Annotated in this window: 19 protein-coding genes; 1 reads left to right on the forward strand and 18 read right to left on the reverse strand. The window is 37.4% G+C overall.

What is annotated here, in order from left to right; genetic code table 11:
* Positions 1 to 84: 84 nt before the first annotated feature.
* From frr to rpsB, 4 genes are all read right to left on the reverse strand, one after another.
* Positions 85 to 642, reverse strand: a complete 558-nt coding sequence (gene frr, locus CBF30_RS04880; protein WP_126823293.1) for a ribosome recycling factor — start codon at positions 640 to 642, stop codon at positions 85 to 87.
* 1 nt (position 643) lies between these two features.
* A complete protein-coding gene (pyrH, locus tag CBF30_RS04885; protein ID WP_126823295.1) occupies positions 644 to 1,366 on the reverse strand; it encodes a UMP kinase in 723 nt (240 codons plus the stop codon).
* Positions 1,367 to 1,502: 136 nt separating this feature from the next.
* Positions 1,503 to 2,384, reverse strand: coding sequence for a translation elongation factor Ts (tsf, locus tag CBF30_RS04890; protein WP_126823297.1), 882 nt, complete (start codon positions 2,382 to 2,384; stop codon positions 1,503 to 1,505).
* Between the two features lie 130 nt (positions 2,385 to 2,514).
* A complete protein-coding gene (rpsB, locus tag CBF30_RS04895; RefSeq protein ID WP_126823299.1) occupies positions 2,515 to 3,306 on the reverse strand; it encodes a 30S ribosomal protein S2 in 792 nt (263 codons plus the stop codon).
* Between the two features lie 389 nt (positions 3,307 to 3,695).
* Between rpsB and CBF30_RS04900 the strand changes: the two genes are divergently transcribed.
* Entirely contained in the window at positions 3,696 to 4,205 is a 510-nt protein-coding gene (locus CBF30_RS04900) for a hypothetical protein (RefSeq protein WP_126823301.1), read from the forward strand.
* Between the two features lie 53 nt (positions 4,206 to 4,258).
* Here the strand turns inward: CBF30_RS04900 and CBF30_RS04905 are convergent, their stop codons facing one another.
* From CBF30_RS04905 to nagB, 14 genes are all read right to left on the reverse strand, one after another.
* A complete protein-coding gene (locus CBF30_RS04905; RefSeq protein WP_126823303.1) occupies positions 4,259 to 5,725 on the reverse strand; it encodes a helix-turn-helix domain-containing protein in 1,467 nt (488 codons plus the stop codon).
* 12 nt (positions 5,726 to 5,737) lie between these two features.
* Complete coding sequence (locus CBF30_RS04910) at positions 5,738 to 6,250, reverse strand: hypothetical protein (RefSeq protein WP_126823305.1); 513 nt, start codon at positions 6,248 to 6,250, stop codon at positions 5,738 to 5,740.
* Positions 6,235 to 7,020 carry a class A sortase gene (locus CBF30_RS04915; RefSeq protein ID WP_170168945.1) on the reverse strand — a complete coding sequence of 262 codons (786 nt, stop codon included), beginning with the start codon at positions 7,018 to 7,020 and terminating at the stop codon, positions 6,235 to 6,237. The genes CBF30_RS04910 and CBF30_RS04915 overlap by 16 nt, the downstream gene beginning before the upstream one ends.
* Complete coding sequence (locus CBF30_RS04920; RefSeq protein ID WP_126823309.1) at positions 7,007 to 8,080, reverse strand: WxLIP family cell surface protein; 1,074 nt, start codon at positions 8,078 to 8,080, stop codon at positions 7,007 to 7,009. Before CBF30_RS04920 ends, CBF30_RS04915 begins: the two co-directional genes overlap by 14 nt.
* Before the next feature lie 80 nt (positions 8,081 to 8,160).
* Positions 8,161 to 8,901, reverse strand: coding sequence for a WxL domain-containing protein (locus CBF30_RS04925; protein WP_126823311.1), 741 nt, complete (start codon positions 8,899 to 8,901; stop codon positions 8,161 to 8,163).
* Between the two features lie 23 nt (positions 8,902 to 8,924).
* Positions 8,925 to 9,716 carry a WxL domain-containing protein gene (locus CBF30_RS04930; RefSeq protein ID WP_126823313.1) on the reverse strand — a complete coding sequence of 264 codons (792 nt, stop codon included), beginning with the start codon at positions 9,714 to 9,716 and terminating at the stop codon, positions 8,925 to 8,927.
* 18 nt (positions 9,717 to 9,734) lie between these two features.
* Complete coding sequence (locus CBF30_RS04935) at positions 9,735 to 10,463, reverse strand: WxL domain-containing protein (RefSeq protein ID WP_126823315.1); 729 nt, start codon at positions 10,461 to 10,463, stop codon at positions 9,735 to 9,737.
* Positions 10,464 to 10,477: 14 nt separating this feature from the next.
* On the reverse strand, positions 10,478 to 10,828 hold the full coding sequence (locus tag CBF30_RS04940) for an EF2685/EF0750 family sortase-dependent surface protein (protein WP_126823317.1): 351 nt from the start codon (positions 10,826 to 10,828) through the stop codon (positions 10,478 to 10,480).
* 9 nt (positions 10,829 to 10,837) lie between these two features.
* Positions 10,838 to 13,450, reverse strand: a complete 2,613-nt coding sequence (locus CBF30_RS04945) for a pectate lyase-like adhesive domain-containing protein (RefSeq protein ID WP_126823319.1) — start codon at positions 13,448 to 13,450, stop codon at positions 10,838 to 10,840.
* Positions 13,451 to 13,646: 196 nt separating this feature from the next.
* Positions 13,647 to 14,675, reverse strand: coding sequence for a tRNA (adenosine(37)-N6)-threonylcarbamoyltransferase complex transferase subunit TsaD (tsaD, locus tag CBF30_RS04950; protein ID WP_126823321.1), 1,029 nt, complete (start codon positions 14,673 to 14,675; stop codon positions 13,647 to 13,649).
* Complete coding sequence (rimI, locus tag CBF30_RS04955) at positions 14,672 to 15,142, reverse strand: ribosomal protein S18-alanine N-acetyltransferase (protein ID WP_170168946.1); 471 nt, start codon at positions 15,140 to 15,142, stop codon at positions 14,672 to 14,674. Before rimI (CBF30_RS04955) ends, tsaD begins: the two co-directional genes overlap by 4 nt.
* Before the next feature lie 4 nt (positions 15,143 to 15,146).
* Positions 15,147 to 15,689 carry a ribosomal protein S18-alanine N-acetyltransferase gene (gene rimI, locus CBF30_RS04960; protein WP_245975012.1) on the reverse strand — a complete coding sequence of 181 codons (543 nt, stop codon included), beginning with the start codon at positions 15,687 to 15,689 and terminating at the stop codon, positions 15,147 to 15,149.
* Complete coding sequence (gene tsaB / locus CBF30_RS04965; protein WP_126823326.1) at positions 15,673 to 16,398, reverse strand: tRNA (adenosine(37)-N6)-threonylcarbamoyltransferase complex dimerization subunit type 1 TsaB; 726 nt, start codon at positions 16,396 to 16,398, stop codon at positions 15,673 to 15,675. The genes rimI (CBF30_RS04960) and tsaB overlap by 17 nt, the downstream gene beginning before the upstream one ends.
* 131 nt (positions 16,399 to 16,529) lie before the next feature.
* The gene (gene nagB, locus CBF30_RS04970) at positions 16,530 to 17,243 is read right to left on the reverse strand and encodes a glucosamine-6-phosphate deaminase (protein ID WP_126823328.1); all 714 of its coding nucleotides are present in this window, start codon (positions 17,241 to 17,243) and stop codon (positions 16,530 to 16,532) included.
* Positions 17,244 to 17,312 lie beyond the last annotated feature (69 nt).

Genomic DNA, 17,312 nt, shown 5'->3' on the forward strand with positions numbered 1-17,312 from the left:
TCTCTTAATAAAGCCACTAATCTTGACAGATTATTAAAAAAAGCGAAGACAAAACCAAAACTAGTTTTATCCTCGTCTCTATTTTTAAACTTCTAATAATTCTTTTTCTTTTTCAGCTGTAATATCATCAATTGACTTAATGCTGGCATCCGTTACATTTTGGACTTCTTTTTCTAGCTCACGTAAATCATCTTCGGTAATTTCTTTGTTTTTTTCAGCTTTCTTTAAACTGTCAATCGCATCACGACGGATATTACGAACCGCAATCTTGGAGTTTTCTGCCACTTTTTTTACATCTTTCGCTAATTCTTTGCGACGCTCTTCCGTAAGTTGCGGGATGACCAAACGAATCACATTCCCATCGTTCGTTGGGCTGATCCCAATATCACTCATCATAATCGCTTTTTCGATATCGCCAATTGAATTTTTATCAAATGGTGTGACCATTAAGATACGTGCTTCTGGAATATTGATTTGAGCCAATTGATTCAGCGGAGTTGGCGCACCGTAATATTCAACATTTATACGATCTAGCAAGCTTGCATTCGCGCGTCCTGCACGAATTTGACCTAATTCTCGTTGCAAACTTTGTTCAGCTTTTTTCATTCTGTCTTTCGCTTCTTTTATCACGTTTTCTAACATCTTATTTCCCCCTAACAGTTGTCCCGATATTTTCTCCAAGACATACTCGTTTAATATTTCCTGGTTCGTTTAAATTGAAGACTACAAGTGGAATATCGTTGTCCATACTAAGTGAACTTGCTGTCGTATCCATTACTGCCAGACCTTTAGAAATGACATCCAAATGAGTCAATTCACTATACTTCACAGCTGCTTTATCCTGTTTTGGATCTGCTGAGTAAACACCATCTACATTATTTTTTGCCATTAAAATAACATCTGCCCCAATTTCTGCTGCACGTAAAGCGGCAGTCGTGTCTGTTGAAAAGTAAGGGTTCCCGGTTCCGCCGGCAAAGATCACTACACGACCTTTTTCTAAATGGCGGACTGCTTTTCTTCGAATATAAGGTTCTGCAATTTGACGCATTTCAATTGAAGTCTGTACTCTTGTTGGCACATCTAAATTTTCCAAAGTATCTTGAAGTGCTAAGGCATTCATCACAGTCGCAAGCATTCCCATATAGTCAGCTTGGGCACGTTCCATCCCCATTTCAGCGCCAATATTGCCACGCCAAATATTGCCCCCACCAACTACGATTGAGATTTCTACACCTAGTTCGTAAATGTCTTTAATTTCTTTTCCAATTTGTTCGATAACAGGTGGGTTGATTCCAAAACCTTTATCTCCTGCTAATGCTTCGCCACTTACTTTTAATATCACTCTCTGATACTTAGGTTTTAACATATACTTGCCCTCCATTTGTTCGATACTTTTATTCTATCACAAAAGCTCTTTTTCAACAGCATTTCTCCAACTTTTACCTAAAAAAAGGGAGCGCATTCTAGTTCATGCGTCCCCCACTACTTTGATTAAAGTAGCTTTATTTTTTCACTTGACTCATAACTTCTTCAACAAAGTTATCTTCACGTTTTTCAATACCTTCTCCAACTTCAAAACGGACAAAAGATTTCACTGTTGCATTTTTTGAAGTAACATATTTTTCAACAGTCATATCAGGATCTTTTACGAATGGTTGGTCCACTAAACAAATTTCTGCTAAGAATTTATGCATACGTCCAACAACCATTTTTTCAACGATATTCGCTGGTTTTCCTTCGTTTAGAGCTTGTTCAGTTAGGACACTTTTTTCGTGTTCTAACTCTTCGGCTGGTACTTCATCTTTTGTGATGTAACGAGGGTTGATTGCAGCAATATGCATCGCAACATCTTTAGCAGTCGCTTCATCAGTTGTCCCATCTAATACAGTCAATACAGCAATTCTTCCACCCATGTGTAGATAAGCACCAAAGGCAGCGTTATCCGCTTTTTCAACAATTTCAAAACGACGGAAACTAATTTTTTCTCCGATAACCGTTGTTGCTTCGATCAATTCATCAGAAATGGTTCCCTTGTCTGTTTTAATCGTTAAAGCTTCTTCGATTGTTGCAGGTTTATTTTTTAATACTTCTTGTGCAATATGTTTGACTAATTCTTGGAATTTTTCGTTTTTAGAAACAAAGTCTGTTTCAGAGTTTACTTCTACTACAACTGCAGTATTTCCCTCAGTATAAACACTAGCTAAACCTTCAGCAGCAACGCGATCATTTTTCTTAGCTGCTTTTGCCATGCCTTTTTCTCTTAAGAAGTCGATAGCTTTTTGCATATCCCCTTCTACTTCAACTAATGCTTTTTTAGCATCCATCATCCCAACACCTGTAGTATCACGTAATTCTTTTACTAAAGCAGCTGTAATTTTGCCCATGTTATTGTTTCCTCCTAAAATTATATGCTTTTACTTTTTAAAAAATGCCTCAAAGAAGATGTCTGGGCTACTTTTTTTCGCCTTACGTCGCCTTTGAGACAGTCTCATTACTCTTTTTTATAAATCGAAATTATTTTGCTTCTTCAGATGTGTTGTCGCCTTCAACAACTTCAACGATTTCTTCGATTGATGCAGCATTTTCACTTTCTTGTACAAAAGTTTCTTCTACCACTTCATCTTCGCCTTGACGACCTTCAACAAAAGCATCTGCCATTTTAGCAGTAATTAATTTAACTGCACGGATTGCATCGTCATTTGAAGGAATTACTACGTCGATTTCATCTGGATCACAGTTTGTATCAACCATTGCTACGATTGGAATGTTTAATTTATGTGCTTCTTGAACCGCAATGCGTTCTTTACGAGGATCAACGATGAACATTACATCTGGAATTCTTGGCATATCTGCGATACCACCTAAGAATTTTTCTAAACGTTCACGTTCTTTATTAAGACCCGCTACTTCTTTTTTAGGAAGAACTTCGAATGTACCATCTTCTTCCATTTTGTTGATGTTTTTTAGACGTGAAATACGTTTTTGAATAGTATCCCAGTTCGTAAGAGTTCCACCTAACCAACGGTGATTCACGTAGAATTGACCTGAACGAATTGCTTCATCTTTAATCGCTTCTTGCGCTTGTTTTTTAGTTCCTACAAATAAAGCTACGCCACCATCTTCAGCAACTTGTTTCATGTAGTTGTAAGCGTCATCTACTAGACGTACTGTTTTTTGTAAGTCGATAATGTAGATGCCGTTTCTTTCTGTGAAGATATATTTCTTCATTTTTGGATTCCAGCGACGTGTTTGATGTCCAAAGTGTACGCCGGCTTCTAATAATTGTTTCATTGAGATTACTGCCATGTTTTTTTCCTCCGATTTGGTTTTGATTTCCTCTCTCATGTTCTTTTGTACGAAAGACTTGCACGCAAGCACCTTTTCGTCCATCCCATAAGATGTGGTTTGTTATGAAAATTAAATTTCCACACTTGTTCTATTATACATAAAGAATGCGCAAAAAACAACTTTATTCTTTTTATTTTTAATTTTATGTACTACTTGTTGTTAGGGATGACTCTCACTCGTTGTTTTCAATACAGTCCGCTACTTTTCTTTTTTCTATTCCCCCTTGTAAACCACGCCCTATATAGCTGTTTTTCAAAAAATATTGAAGTTCAAAAAAAATGATGCTTTGACTGAGTTTCTAAGATTTATACTGGTGATAGAAAAATAAAAGGAGCGAATATATTCTCATGGAAAAAAAGAAAAGTAGCTTGTTGTTTAAAAAATTAGGGAACAGTGCCAAAAAAGTTCTTAGCAAAGTCGGTACTAGCATTCGACAGTTCAAAGTGAAAGTTCCGCAAAACCCTCTTCCTAAAAAAGAAAAGAAAATCTTTAATCCGACACTCATTCGTGCAGGCAAAATAATTGGTGGAATTGTCCTTGGTGTTTCTATCTTGTTCGCCTTACCTGCTATTGCGAGTTTGGCAATTCCCACTCTTGCTGGGTGTATCATTGCAGGCAGCGTGGGACTAGGTGCTTGGAAACTTAGTTCAAACTTGAATGCTCGTAATGACAAAATAAAACAACAAAACCTTTTATATGATTTAAGTAAACGATTGCAAAAAGACTCTCCCCAGCTTGCAAGGGTAGACCGTGAACAAACAAAGGGTAAAACAATCGAGCAGATAAAAGAAATTCAAGTGAACAACTCCAATAAAGAACAGTCTCAAAACAAACACAGAAGACATAGCATTGGATAATATAAAAATAACGTAATCATACTGATTAGACAGGGAAAATAGCCTACTTCATACTATTTTTCCTGTCTAATTTCAATAACTTTTGTTGCAAAATTAGCCCAATCAACTGCTCTTGGAGGAGACAGCCAAACAATACAGTCAATTTCTTTTTGGAATTTCTCCATTAAATAATCTGTCAATATTAAGCTGGTTTTTTCCCCGATATACGAGTCCACTACTACGTTTAACGTATCAAAAGAAAAAATATTTTTTTTGATATACTCATTGTAAAACTTACCTAGAGAAAAATCTATGTATATATGTACTGGTGGGGCAATTAAAGCCAGTGGAATGTAATCAATCAACACAAACAAATATTCATAAAATAAAGAAACACGATTTTCCCAAATTTTTTGATAGCGGCTATTTTCTTTGCAAGAAAAGATAAAGGTTTTGCAAAAGTCAAAGAACAGACCATAGTTTTGCTGAAAATAATACATGTTAAATTGTTTAGAAGTATAATACTTAAAATAATCAAGTAAATAGGCCTTATAATGAATTTTGTTTAATGGTTCAAAGATATTTGTCTCCATTATCTTTTTTTTATTTAAGCTAAATTGTTCCACTAGCGCTTCAATAAAGTGCTTACTCAATTGCTTTATTTTGGGGATTTCTTGCAACTTTTCATTGCTTTTTTCTGAAATGTATCCCTCAATTAGCAAAAAGGATAAAATGAACAATGTTTCATTTTGAGCGAGTAACGCTTCCTTACTAATGCTTGATATAAAAGGAGTATCTTGGATTTGTTGAATTTCATCTACAGCAAAAATGTTATGGTCTAATAGACTAGCATCTTTTTTTTGGCTCTCAACATTAAGGCGTCCCCCTCGGTACTGCGTAATGCACAAGTAATGTTTGAACTTTACTAAACTTTGGTCTGATAGTCTAATAGCATACATTTCTTGCATCGTTTCAATCAACTGCTCCGAATAACTCACGCTATTTTTAGGATAAAAATCAAAAGAATCTTTGTATACTTTAAAATATAAGACATAAAAAAATTGTCGAACAGCCCACTCAGAACCTTCAAATTGAAACTTTTTTGTGATCACAATATCTAACTGACTTAATCTATCTCTTAGCTTTTTTAATTCCTTGTAAACAATAGGATAACTCACATAGTGCTCCATCGCATAATCATTAACCGAAATAAATTTTTGAAAAAAGATGGTGTGTAACAAGTTAAATGCGATGGATTCTCTGATATAGGCACTTTCCAAAAATTCTGAGGTAGCTAGACCTTTTTCTTTTAAAGAAACTTTGCTTCCTTCTAATCGAACTTGAAAGTATCCTTTTAACTTAAACTTTTCGAAATCAGCGTTTAGTTCATTAACAGTTTTTTTCAATAAAAACTCTGATAAATCGAGATTTTCCATTAAAATTTCACTTTCTTCAGCAAGACCGTCATTTTCCTCAATCGAACGAAAAAGCGCTAATTTTCGTTTGCTTTCTTTGTCAAGTAACCATTCATGTATAGCCATTCCTATTTTCCCCTATTCTAGATCCATTAGTTTTTGAGTCTGCATTCTCCCGTAAATGCTGATTCCTGATAATGCGTAACAAACAGCGACTAAGTCTTGAGCTGATTTTTTATTTCCACCACTACTATCAGGAAATAATTCACCACTTGCCTGGACAACATGCGTCACTTCTTCTGTAAAAAAATTATTGTCTATGTAAATTTTTTTAAGTTTACTATCTAAGCTTTTTCCTTCTATTTTGGAAGAGGAATTCTTTTTTTCTTTTACGGGATGAACCTCTTGATTCTTTTGGCTTTCTTTTGGCAAATTAGTAGGAGCTTTCTTTTCAGGTTGACTTTCATTCACTAGTGGCTCAATTTCTTCTGTCGGATTTAATGGATCATAGATTTTTTGAACCGCCTCTACTTGACTCCACTGTCCTGAAAATAAAAGAGTTCCCGTTACAAGAAACATTAATGTTCCGCAAAACAAAGAATTATTGTGTGCCTTCATTGTCGTCACTTCCTTTTTTACAATAATTTCCATAAACTAAATCCCGTCAAGACAAATAGGCATAACAAAAGCAGAATTGGCGCATATAGCACCCACATTATTTTTTTAGGCTTAGGCTTGACTTTTCTTAGTTCTATAACCTTTTCTAGCTCTTTTTCCTGTAAATTCTTCAGTAATTTTGCTTGCACAACAAACCTTTTTTCAGTATAGGTCGGCACGTCACAGGTGATCAACGTTAAATCGCTCCTTCCTTTATTTTCTAAGACAGAAGTATTGGTTTGATCCACGATGGTTGTCTGGACGATTTCATAGGCTAAAAAATGATTGTGCAAGCTCAAGTAGATTCTTTGCCCCTGTTTACTATGTAACAAAGGTCCAAAAAGCAATTGTGAACTCCTCAGATGGTGGCCTAGTAGCACGATATTTTCAGCCTGATAGTTTCTGTCTGGATACATTGCGACTGCTCCCAAATATAAATTACTATTGCTCAATTCTGAAAAAATAGGCAAATCAATATTTAATTCTGGAATACTAATTTTTCCATTTGCTTCAATAGGCTGCTTCCTTTGCGCCAATAACCAAGCATCATGTAAGGTAGGCGGTTGAATTTCTTCGACCAAATCGTTGTTCTTACTTGAGGTGCTGCCAGTATTCAGTACATAGTTGGTACTCTGGATTTTATAGGCAATAAACTGATTTTTAAAAAAAGGAGCAATAACTAGGAGCATCGCAATATAGACCAAACTAATGATTCCTAATTTAAAGCCAATTTCTTTTGGGTTATTTCTCTTATTCTTTTTCATCATGTTTCTGTTTTTTACGTTTCCAAATCACTAAAAAGATAACTACTAGTACGATTAATAGAGCAATTAGCAAGTATAGCCAGGTATTATCTTGCTTGATAGATACATCTTTTTGGTTCAGTTTTTTAGCCACATCATCTTTAATGGTAAAGTCTTTTTCTAAGGTCCACTTGTAAGTATATTTGATGCCTAACCCGTTCTCATCTTTCCCAGAAGTAAAGCTCCCATTTTCATTTTTTCCACCATAAGCCACGATTTTAATATGGTAATTCCCTCCAGCAAGTTTTGCCCCATTTAAAGCAATCGGATAATCAAAATTGGAGTTTGGTGCCATTTGCATGCCGCTCTTTTCAGAATGGAACAAGACTTTAGAACTTCCTTTTTTAGTAATTTCAGCTTGTACTTTTAATTGATTCAAATACGTTGGTTCTGGATTTTGTAGATTAGCTTGAATGACATTTCGGGCATTATTCTGTCCTGCTGCAACATTTTGTAGTAATAAATTGGGCTTGATAGCTGCTGTGCTTTGACGCATCAACAGCGCCACCACATAAGAATATTCGTTTTTTATAGCCATTCCCGAAGAGGCAGCTGATTTCTTATTTTCTTCTTCTTTCTTCTCTTTTAACGTAATTCCACCTGCAAGCACTCCACTTATCTTTTCATTCGGCATCTTTACACGTAAGGGTACACTCTGTTTGCTTTTAGCTGGTATTTTAACCTCACTTTGAATTGTCACAAGGTCTTTCAGATTATATTTTAAGCTTTTGTCTTGTTTTATTTTGTTTGAACCATATTCGACAACACCGTTCATATTGGTAGTAGCACTATTTACACTCAGTTCAATTGTTACTTCGTTTTCTGTGTCATTTCTGAGTTCCATCGTCAAATCTTGTTCCGTATTTTGATTTAGCTTTAGATCAAAATATGTTTTTGTTTTATCTACTTGATTATCAGGGATATTAGGGGTAACTGCAAAGTTGAATTCAGATGCAGAAGCTTGATACCCAATTCCTATAAATAAAGCAATGGCAGAAATTAAAAAAACTATCTTTTTCATTTTTTTCTCCTTATTAGTTAAAATCATTAAAGAATACTATATTAAATATAGTATTCTTTAAATTATATCATAAATTAAATTTAATTTCCTGGGACGTCTGATAAAGTCCATGTAAAAGTCGTACTGTATTTTTCTGCATATTTTGTCGTTGATCCCGGGACAAAAAGAGAAATACTTTCTGCTCCCGTTGTAGCGTCTGTCCCCCAAGCGGTTAAGTAGGTGCCCGCTCCTTGTCCTTCTTGTGCGGAGGTAACTGTCGCTTCTGCTCCTGTTGGTTGCAGTTCAAAAGATGCCGTGGCAGTCGGTTTAGCTGAATTAGAAGCTGTCACAATTGTGCCATTTTTGAAGCTAACTTGCGCCCCAGTCAATTCTTTTGCGCTCTCAGATTTAAATTGACCGTTTTGTTTTACTGTTAATTTCCAGCCTTTTTCTGTTCCTCTTGCATCTGAAACCTGCACAAAGTTCGGACCTTCTTTTGTGTTTCCACTTTGATCTTTGTATTTTTGTGTTTTGGCTGTATAGGTTTCATTTTTTGACGTAATCTTTTGTGTACCGAAATCTAAACTTGAGGCATAGTCAATCGAAAGTGGTCCGTTGGTGCCGGGATTGACTGGCTTTTCTGGATCTGTCGGATCAACTGGTGTTACTGGTTTTTCTGGATCTGTTGGGTCCACGGGATTGACTGGCTCCGTACTTGGCTCAAAAATAATTTGCCCATTTGAGTCATATACGCCACCATCTGCTGCTTGAACCGCAGATGGTGCCCATAAAAGTGTACTTAAACATATGCTACCTAAAACTAAATAAGTTGTTTTTTTCATTTTGTTCTTCCTTTTCCTTTTGATTAGTCTGCATTGGCTGGAGTATCAGTTAGTGTCCAAGTCAATGTGGTTTGATATTTCACAGCATCTTTTGGTGTAGACCCTGGAACCTCAAGTGCTACCGCTTTGGTCACATTAGACTCTACTTGCTTTCCATCTTTGTCTGTTTCTGAAACCTTTTCTACCTTACCAAAAGAATCAATCCAAGTTCCTGCTCCTGCATTTGCTTTTGCCGCCATCACAACTTGCTCAGAACCATTTGGATCTAATTCAATTAAACTAGTTGCTGTTGGAGCTTGTACATTTTGTGCATTGCTCTTTACTGTTGGAGAGCTGAGGCTTATTTTTGCTCCTGTGAGTGTGTCATTTAATGTGCCACTAGTCGCTTTAAAATCCCCATTTTGTTTTACTGTCAGTGTCCATCCTGCATTGTTTCCTCGATTATCTGAAATTTGAACATAGTTTGCCGAATCCTCTCGATTCGTAAACTTTTGTGCACGTGCATAGTAGGTTTCATTTTTGTTAGAGATTTTATTAACACCAAAGTCTAGACTTGAGGCATAATCAATCGAAAGCGGTCCATCTGTTCCTGGATTAACGGGTTTTTCTGGATCCGTTGGGTCGATTGGCGTAACCGGTTTTTCTGGATCAGGATTTTCCGGATCTACCGGATTAATTGGATCTGTATTAGGGATAAATTCCACCGATCCATTTGAATGATATGCTTTTGACTCCGCTGCTTGAACACTTGTTGCAACAGCTGTACTACCTAATACAACAAAACTTGATAAAATTACCCACTTTGTTATTTTCATTGTCTTTCTCCTTTATTCCTAATCATTTGTTGGTGCTGATTTTAACGTCCAGGTTAGGGTTGTTTTATATTCTTTCGCAAGTTTAACTGCTTTTCCTGGAACAAATAGTTGAACAGATTCTTTAGCTTGATCAGCATTTTCACCAAGTCGATAAATCCAGGTACCAATCCCCTGATTTTTTGCTGCGCTAACTAAGGGTGTTTCTTGCCCTGGCTGTAAAGTTGCTTTTGTTTGAGCAGTTGGCTTAAACTCATCTGCCATCGAAGAGGTGAGACTAGCATTGGTAAAAGAAATCGTCGCCCCCTCTAATGTTTGGTTTTCTTCTGTTGTAAATTGTGCTTCTTGTTTTACACTAAGTGCCCAGCCTTCTAAAGTGCCACGCTTGTCTGTCACCTGTACGTAATTTGGACCTGTACTTCCATCCTTAAAAGCTTGTGGTTGAGCAAAATAAGTCTTGTCATTGGAAGAAATTTTTTGTGTCCCAAATAAAAAACTGGAAGCATAGTCAATGGACAGCGGTCCATCTGTTCCTGGATTAACAGGCTTTTCTGGGTCTGTTGGATCAACGGGTGTTACTGGTTTCTCTGGATCTGTTGGATCCACGGGATTAGTTGGATCTGTATCTATTTCAAAGGTAATTTGTCCATTCGAACTATACTTCCCCCCCTCATCTGCAAAAGCTTTGGTCCCACCTAAAATTGCACTACTAAAAAGTGCAGTCGCTATAATCAAAACTGTCTTTTTCATTTTTTTCCTCCGATTCATTTATACACGTTTCTTTTTTTCTTACATAAGACAAGAACTGCGCTAAGCACGAATAACAAACTACTTAACAAAATATTCATAATAATAGGCTGATCTCCAGTCCTTGGAATAATCATCAGCTGTTTCCTTTGATTGGTCTCATTGCCTGATTGACCCCATCCGTTTTTATCTCTTGTTTCATCGGTATCAGATGATGCTGGCGTTTCTTTTGGGTATTCGTATGTTCCAAAAAAATCTGTAACACCTTTGCTATCATAGTTTTTAGTTTCTGCTGCTTTTACCTGGCTACCAAATAACGAACCTGTGCAAGCAATAAGCACCATTAAAAAAATAAGTTTCTTTTTCATCCATCTCACCTACTCATTTCCTGGAACATCTTGCAAGCTCCACTCTAACGTTCCGTGGTAACTCCCAACTTTTTGCTTTTCGACTGGAACAATCAATTCAAGACCTTTCGTCCCTTGTTTCCAAGTGCTGTTTACTATGTAAGTTCCATCCTCAGCAAGTTTTTGTCTTTCAACCTCTATCCCTTGAGTTGTCACCTGACTTTTATTGCTTCCATCTACAAAATAAAGATTCTCCTCTAAGTTTGTAGCTCCATTTTGTAAAGGAGTAGCTTGTCTTAAGATCACTCTCCATGTTTTCTTTTCAGTTCCCCTTGTATCGCTGACTGCAAGGTTTCCTTGAAGAGTTGCCCAATAAGATTGAGCAGTTGTTCTCACTTTTTGCACACCAAAATCTAGGACACTCGGAACTTCACTCAAAGCTAGCACACCATTGACAGTCACTGTTTTCGCTGCTTTAAACACCGTATCGCGGTAGCGATAATCTGTACTAGGCTCTATATTCCCTATGTCATTGTTGGTTGTGGGTCTATCTGTTAGAGCAGTCAATGCTCCTGAATGGTCTTGCAAAAAAAGTTGCAGAACATCGCCTTTTTTTAATGTATTAGTCGGAACAGCTAACCTCCACCGACCATCACTTCCAACGGTCGTTTCGACATTTGCGAGCAATTTTCCATTGAGGGTCACTGTTAACGTACTATTTGGCTCTGCCGTACCTGTTAGCATGGTCGTAACAGAAGAAATCTGATTTTCATTGTCAACTACTGCTGGCTCTGGCGGTGTCACATCAAGAACTGTCGCACTCGCTTCTTTTTCTGAAACCCAACCACCACGATTTGCTGTTGCCAAAATATTTTTTTGAGCTTGATTAAACTTTGAATCTGTATAGGAAACATACCCGTCCTTATTGGTTAAAAGCCCGTCATGAATGGTTCCGTAAGTGTCGGTCATTTTAACGGTTACTTGCTTTTCACCAGCATATTGTGGGATATATTGGAAATTTCCATTTTCATCTATTCCGTTATCATCTGGTACGTATCCTACAATCACTCGTGCTTTGATAGTCAAATCCGCATCTGTGATTGCAGGAAACTCAATTTGAGGTTTTTGATTTAAACCAGAAACGCGTCTGACAGTTTGCGTTTTAAACATGCTCGCAAGTGCGGTGTTATCCGAAGTGACACTTCCGCTTGAGTCTTGTGTCAAATTTTGGACCATTGTTGCTGAAAAGTCTGCTCCACTAGTGACGCTAGATGTGTTTTTCCAAACACTTACATCTGAATTCAAGATTTGAAATTGCTTCAAATTGGAGGTTGCAACAGCAGCACCGTTTCCAGTGGTATTACTGTAGTTTCTCAAATCGTAGTTTGAAGGACTATCAATCGTGATGCTTCTCCTCCTTGCATCAGTTGCTGATCTTCCATTAAACAATGGCTGATTGGTCGCTCCAATGACATATAGCTCGCTCTGAGGTCCCACATTAAAATAAGCTGGTTGGTTTGACTGCGCTCCTGAGTAAAAGTCGACTGGCGAGTAACCTGATGACAAAGAAGTTAAGTTAATTTTATTTGAGCCGTCTGCGATAAAATTACTAGCATAATAATCCGAACGAAATGCATTTCCTGGCATTGTCCCATTAAAAGTTGCTCCTTCTTCAAGATGAAGAGTTTTATAATAAGCAAATACTACTGGAAAAGCTGTCCCGCTACCTAGCATTTTAAAGTTGGCCACTGCATTTTTCCCAACGACAAAGTCGCCCGACCCAACACCTTGAAAACCAGCGTTGGGAAACCAAAAGAAAGAGCGATCATCGTGGCTGCTCTGTTTTAAAGAGGTAACTCGCGCATTTTCTTCAATTTTCACTCCTGTTATAACTGCCATCTCCGTTGCGGTATACCAGTAGATATTGCCTGATAAATTGAGCTGGGCACCTGGTGCAGAAGCAATCCTTGTTTGCATATCTGTTGCGCTTGTAATATTACTCATATTAATCGTCCATCCGCTATTGACAATTGCAGCATCCACGCCTTCATCAACGATCCCTTGCACACGATTCGCTTTAGAAGAAAGGTTAGAGATATTTTTTAAGTTAAAGGTTACATTACTAGCAGAATATCGAATTAAAAATCGGGCATTTCCCATACTTAAAGCATGTCCTTGTCCATCAATATCAATGCTAGTCGAGCGATTGTAAAGTGCTCCCGCTGCTGCACTTGATCCATCAATATCTTTCGTGAAGACAATTTTCTCAGTTGCGCTATTATTATAGGCCGCTACCAGCTCAGCCCAAGTACTAACTTCACTTACTTGCTCCCCTAAAGCTCTGCCAAGAATAGTGGTTGATTGAGTCTTGTCTTCTTGTGTTTGACTGGACTTCTCTCCTTCATTTGCTGAAGTACTTTGAGTGAAAGAAGCACTATCTCTTGTGCTTGACTCGGTTGTTTTTCCTACTAAATCATTTGCTGCAGTAATTTTTTCCAGACTATTAGAAACAGTATTTTTGTCTGTTGCTGTTTCACTCGATTCAATTGATTCAGCTTTAACATTTGTATAATTCCCCACAAAAGTGGTAGCCAATAATATTACCACTCCAATTTTCCCCAAAAAACTTTTCCTCATTTTCATTTTTCACCCACTTCCTTTTTGGTCTTTGTTTTTACATTCAAAGTAAAGTTGAGTGTTTGACTCAACAAAAATAGTATATATTTTAAAGTTACTCTTTTTTTTAAGATTTTTTTTTAATCCCCAAAAAAAAATTAAAAATCGGCGTCAAGACGAATGAAACGTCTTAACACCGACTTATGTATTCACTTTTTATGTTTCAACTTTCTGTTATTCGTTCAAAGCTCAAACCTGGTTTTGCATTTAAATCCCATGTTGCTGTTACCTTTTTTTTCATTTCAATAAAAGCGGCAGCAGCAATCATTGCTGCATTGTCCCCGCACAAACTAATTGGCGGGATAATCAGTTGAAGTTTGCTAGTGTCTACCGTTTCTAACAAACTTTCCCTTAGCCCTTTATTTGCTGCAACACCACCTGCAACAATAAGCGATTGTACCTTATATTCCTCACAGGCGCGTAAGGTCTTATCTGTCAGAACTTCAACAACACTTGCTTGAAAACTTGTCGCTAAATTATTTTTATCTAAGGATTCATTTCGCTGTTCTGCGTTGTGAACAGTGTTGATGAATGCGCTTTTTAATCCGCTGAAACTAAAATCATAATTATTTTCATGCAACATTGCCCGGGGAAATTGGTAGGTATCTTGACCTAAATGAGCCATCTCATCAATCTCTTTACCACTTGGATAACTTAGCCCCATCACTCTGCCAACTTTGTCATAGGCTTCACCCGCAGCATCGTCTCGGGTTTCCCCTACGATTGCATAAGAACCTTCTTCTTTCATATAGACAAGCTCCGTATGTCCACCACTTACCAGTAGCGCCATTGCAGGATAACGGATATCAGGATCAACAAATTTAGCTGCACTGATATGACCGGCCATGTGATTGATGGGAATCAATGGCACCTGATTTGCCCATGCAAAAGCTTTAGCTGCACTAATTCCTATTAAAAGTGCTCCGACTAGACCCGGACCATAGGTAACCGCAACAGCTGTCAACTCTTTGGCAGAGACATTTGCTTCCTCAAGAGCTTCTTCTAAACAAGATAAAATCTGCTCCACATGATGTCGACTCGCTACCTCAGGAACAACGCCACCGAAACGTTTATGACTTTTAACTTGAGAAGCAACGATATTGGATAAAATGATTGTTTCGTTCTCGACAACAGAAACACTTGTCTCATCACAGCTACTTTCGATTGCTAAAATTACTTTCCTATCTATCATTTGTAGCACTCCTCTTTACTAAATTCTCTTTTCATTAAAACCGCATCTTCTATCGGATGATGATAATATTGTTTTCTTGTGTAGTACGGCTCAAACCCCATTGATTGATAAAGTGTTTGAGCTTTTTGATGCATTTGTCTAACTTCTAAAAAAATGCGAGAGATAGCTTTCTCCTCTGCATATTGGAACAGCTTCTCTAACAGTTTTTTTGCATACCCTTGACCTTGGTGTTCTTTGGAAACGACACAATGTGTCACCTCCATCTCATCTAAAATAGTTTGCACCGAAATAAACCCGATTAGCTGACTGTCAGCCAACAACACTATATACATACTATGCTTTTGTTGAATATCTTCTATAAACTGGTGAGCACTCCATGGACTCCCATACTGATAACTTTTCGCACAAGTCTCGTATAAAAGTTCTGCCAGTTGCTCTGCCTGAAATTCTTCTTTTGCTTTCCACATATCCCTATCCTCTAAGCAAACAAACCATGAGTACAGCATCATCATGATCATAGTAATTTTGTTTGATATTCCGAGCCACAAAACCAAATTTTCGGTACAGGCGCTGTGCATCCATATTACTCTTTGGTGTTTCTAATGATAACGACTGACACTGGCAGATAAAAGCAAAGTTACGGATTTCAGTGAGTAGTAATGAACCAATACCTATGCCTTGATGATCCGTTTGAACCGCTAGGTTGGTGATATGACCATTCGTTTGGTTAAAACGACATCCTCCAAAAGCAACAACTTTTCCTTGGTACTCGACTACAAGATACAAACTTGGGTAGGGACCCTTTAGCTCAAATAAAAAAGCACTTCTTCCCCATGGAGTCTTTCCCTCATATAGTTCACGCTCAATCTGTAAAAGTTCTTTAATATCCCGGTATCTCATTAGACGCAATGTGAAAGTTTGATGGTTCAAGACACATTCTCTTTGACAATAATTTAATTTTTTTTTTATGGAATGGTTGCTTTTAAGCAAAAACGGACTAGATTTTTTCCACATAGCTCTGCTCCTTATCAGCTGTATGATTTTCAAGCCACTTCTCCTCGGCTTCAACCATCTTATGATAGGTAGGAATAAATCCCTCGATATCTGTTACAGGTTTTTCCTGAAGCCCTAAATTAAGCAAAGCTACCCCGCTGACCGTATTAACACTCAACAGTTTGGACGAAAAATGCTCGGGCAAGTTTTCCCGTAAGCAAGCGTCAAATAAACCGATATCCTCTCCAACTATCAGCACCGGCCTATCTAATTCCTTTAGGTAGTGACACCAGTCCTCTAGTGATGTATGAAAATCAGGATGAATAGTAACCAAAGTCCCTTCTTTCCACTGATAGATACCTGTATATACGTTTTGCCTTCTAGCGTTAAAGAGTGGCACAATATATCCCTCATAAAACGGACAATTGGCTGCTAAAACGGCCAAACTAGAAACTGCAACTAACTCCGCTTTGAGTGTCCAAGCAAGCGTCTTAGCAGTTGTAACTCCAATACGTAACCCCGTATAAGAACCTGGACCTTTTGCAACAATCACTCTTTGAATATCATTTGGTTCTAGTAAGACAGACTTCATCATAGCATCTATCGTTGGCATCAACGAAACGCTGTGATTTTGTTTAATATTAATGATTGTACTTCCTAAAATTCTTTCAGAATTGCCAATCGTTACTGTTAAAGCTTGATTTGATGTATTTATAGCTAGACTATTCACAAGTATTCACTTTCCTTTTCATTCATTCTGCTATATTGTAGCATAAATTGCGGCTTCCTTGTAGATTTCTTCGCAACAGAAAAAAAGAAGTTTTGGCCTAAAGTGCTGGCTAAACTTCTTTGTTATTAAGCCTACTTGGTTTCAAGTAGCATCGCTGCTTCATGATCGACTATGACAGATACTTCTGGATGATGTTGAAGCGCACTTGCCGGACAATTTTCATTTGCAGACTCTTCAATCATTGCTTTGATTGCTTGTGCTTTAGCTTTTCCATAAGCTAATAAAATAATCTGTTTACTTTGCATAATAGAGTTTATTCCCATGGAAAAAGCGTGAGTCGGAACATCTTCTTTTTTTTCAAAAAAACGCTGATTGGCTTCGATTGTTGAGGCCGTTAGTTCAACTTTTCTTGTAAGGGAATCAAAAGGTGTCCCCGGCTCATTAAAGCCTATATGCCCGTTCTGACCAATTCCTAAAATCTGAATATCGATTGGATGAGTCGCAAGCACCTCATCATAACGCTTACACTCCCTATCTGCATCTTTTGCCAAACCATCCGGTAAATAGTTTTTCTTAAACGGTTTATATTTAAACAATTGTTCTTGCATGAAATAATGGTAGCTCTGCTTATTCTCAGCAGGCAACCCAACATATTCATCTAAATTAATGGAAACAACATCGGAAAAATCCAAGCTACTATGAATCATTTGATCATATAGACTGAGCGGCGTGCTTCCAGTTGCAAGTCCTAATACATTTAATTTATTTTTTTCCATTGCATCTTTTATTATTGAAAAGGCTGTTTGACCGCCTGCAATTTGATCTTGTACTCGAATAATTTTCATAAGGAGTCCTCCTTGTTTTTTGGTATAGTCCAATTATATACCAAACTAACTCAGAATGCAATCCTAAAA

The organism is Vagococcus entomophilus, assembly GCF_003987595.1.
In the GTDB taxonomy this organism is placed as follows: Bacteria; Bacillota; Bacilli; order Lactobacillales; family Vagococcaceae; genus Vagococcus_E; species Vagococcus_E entomophilus.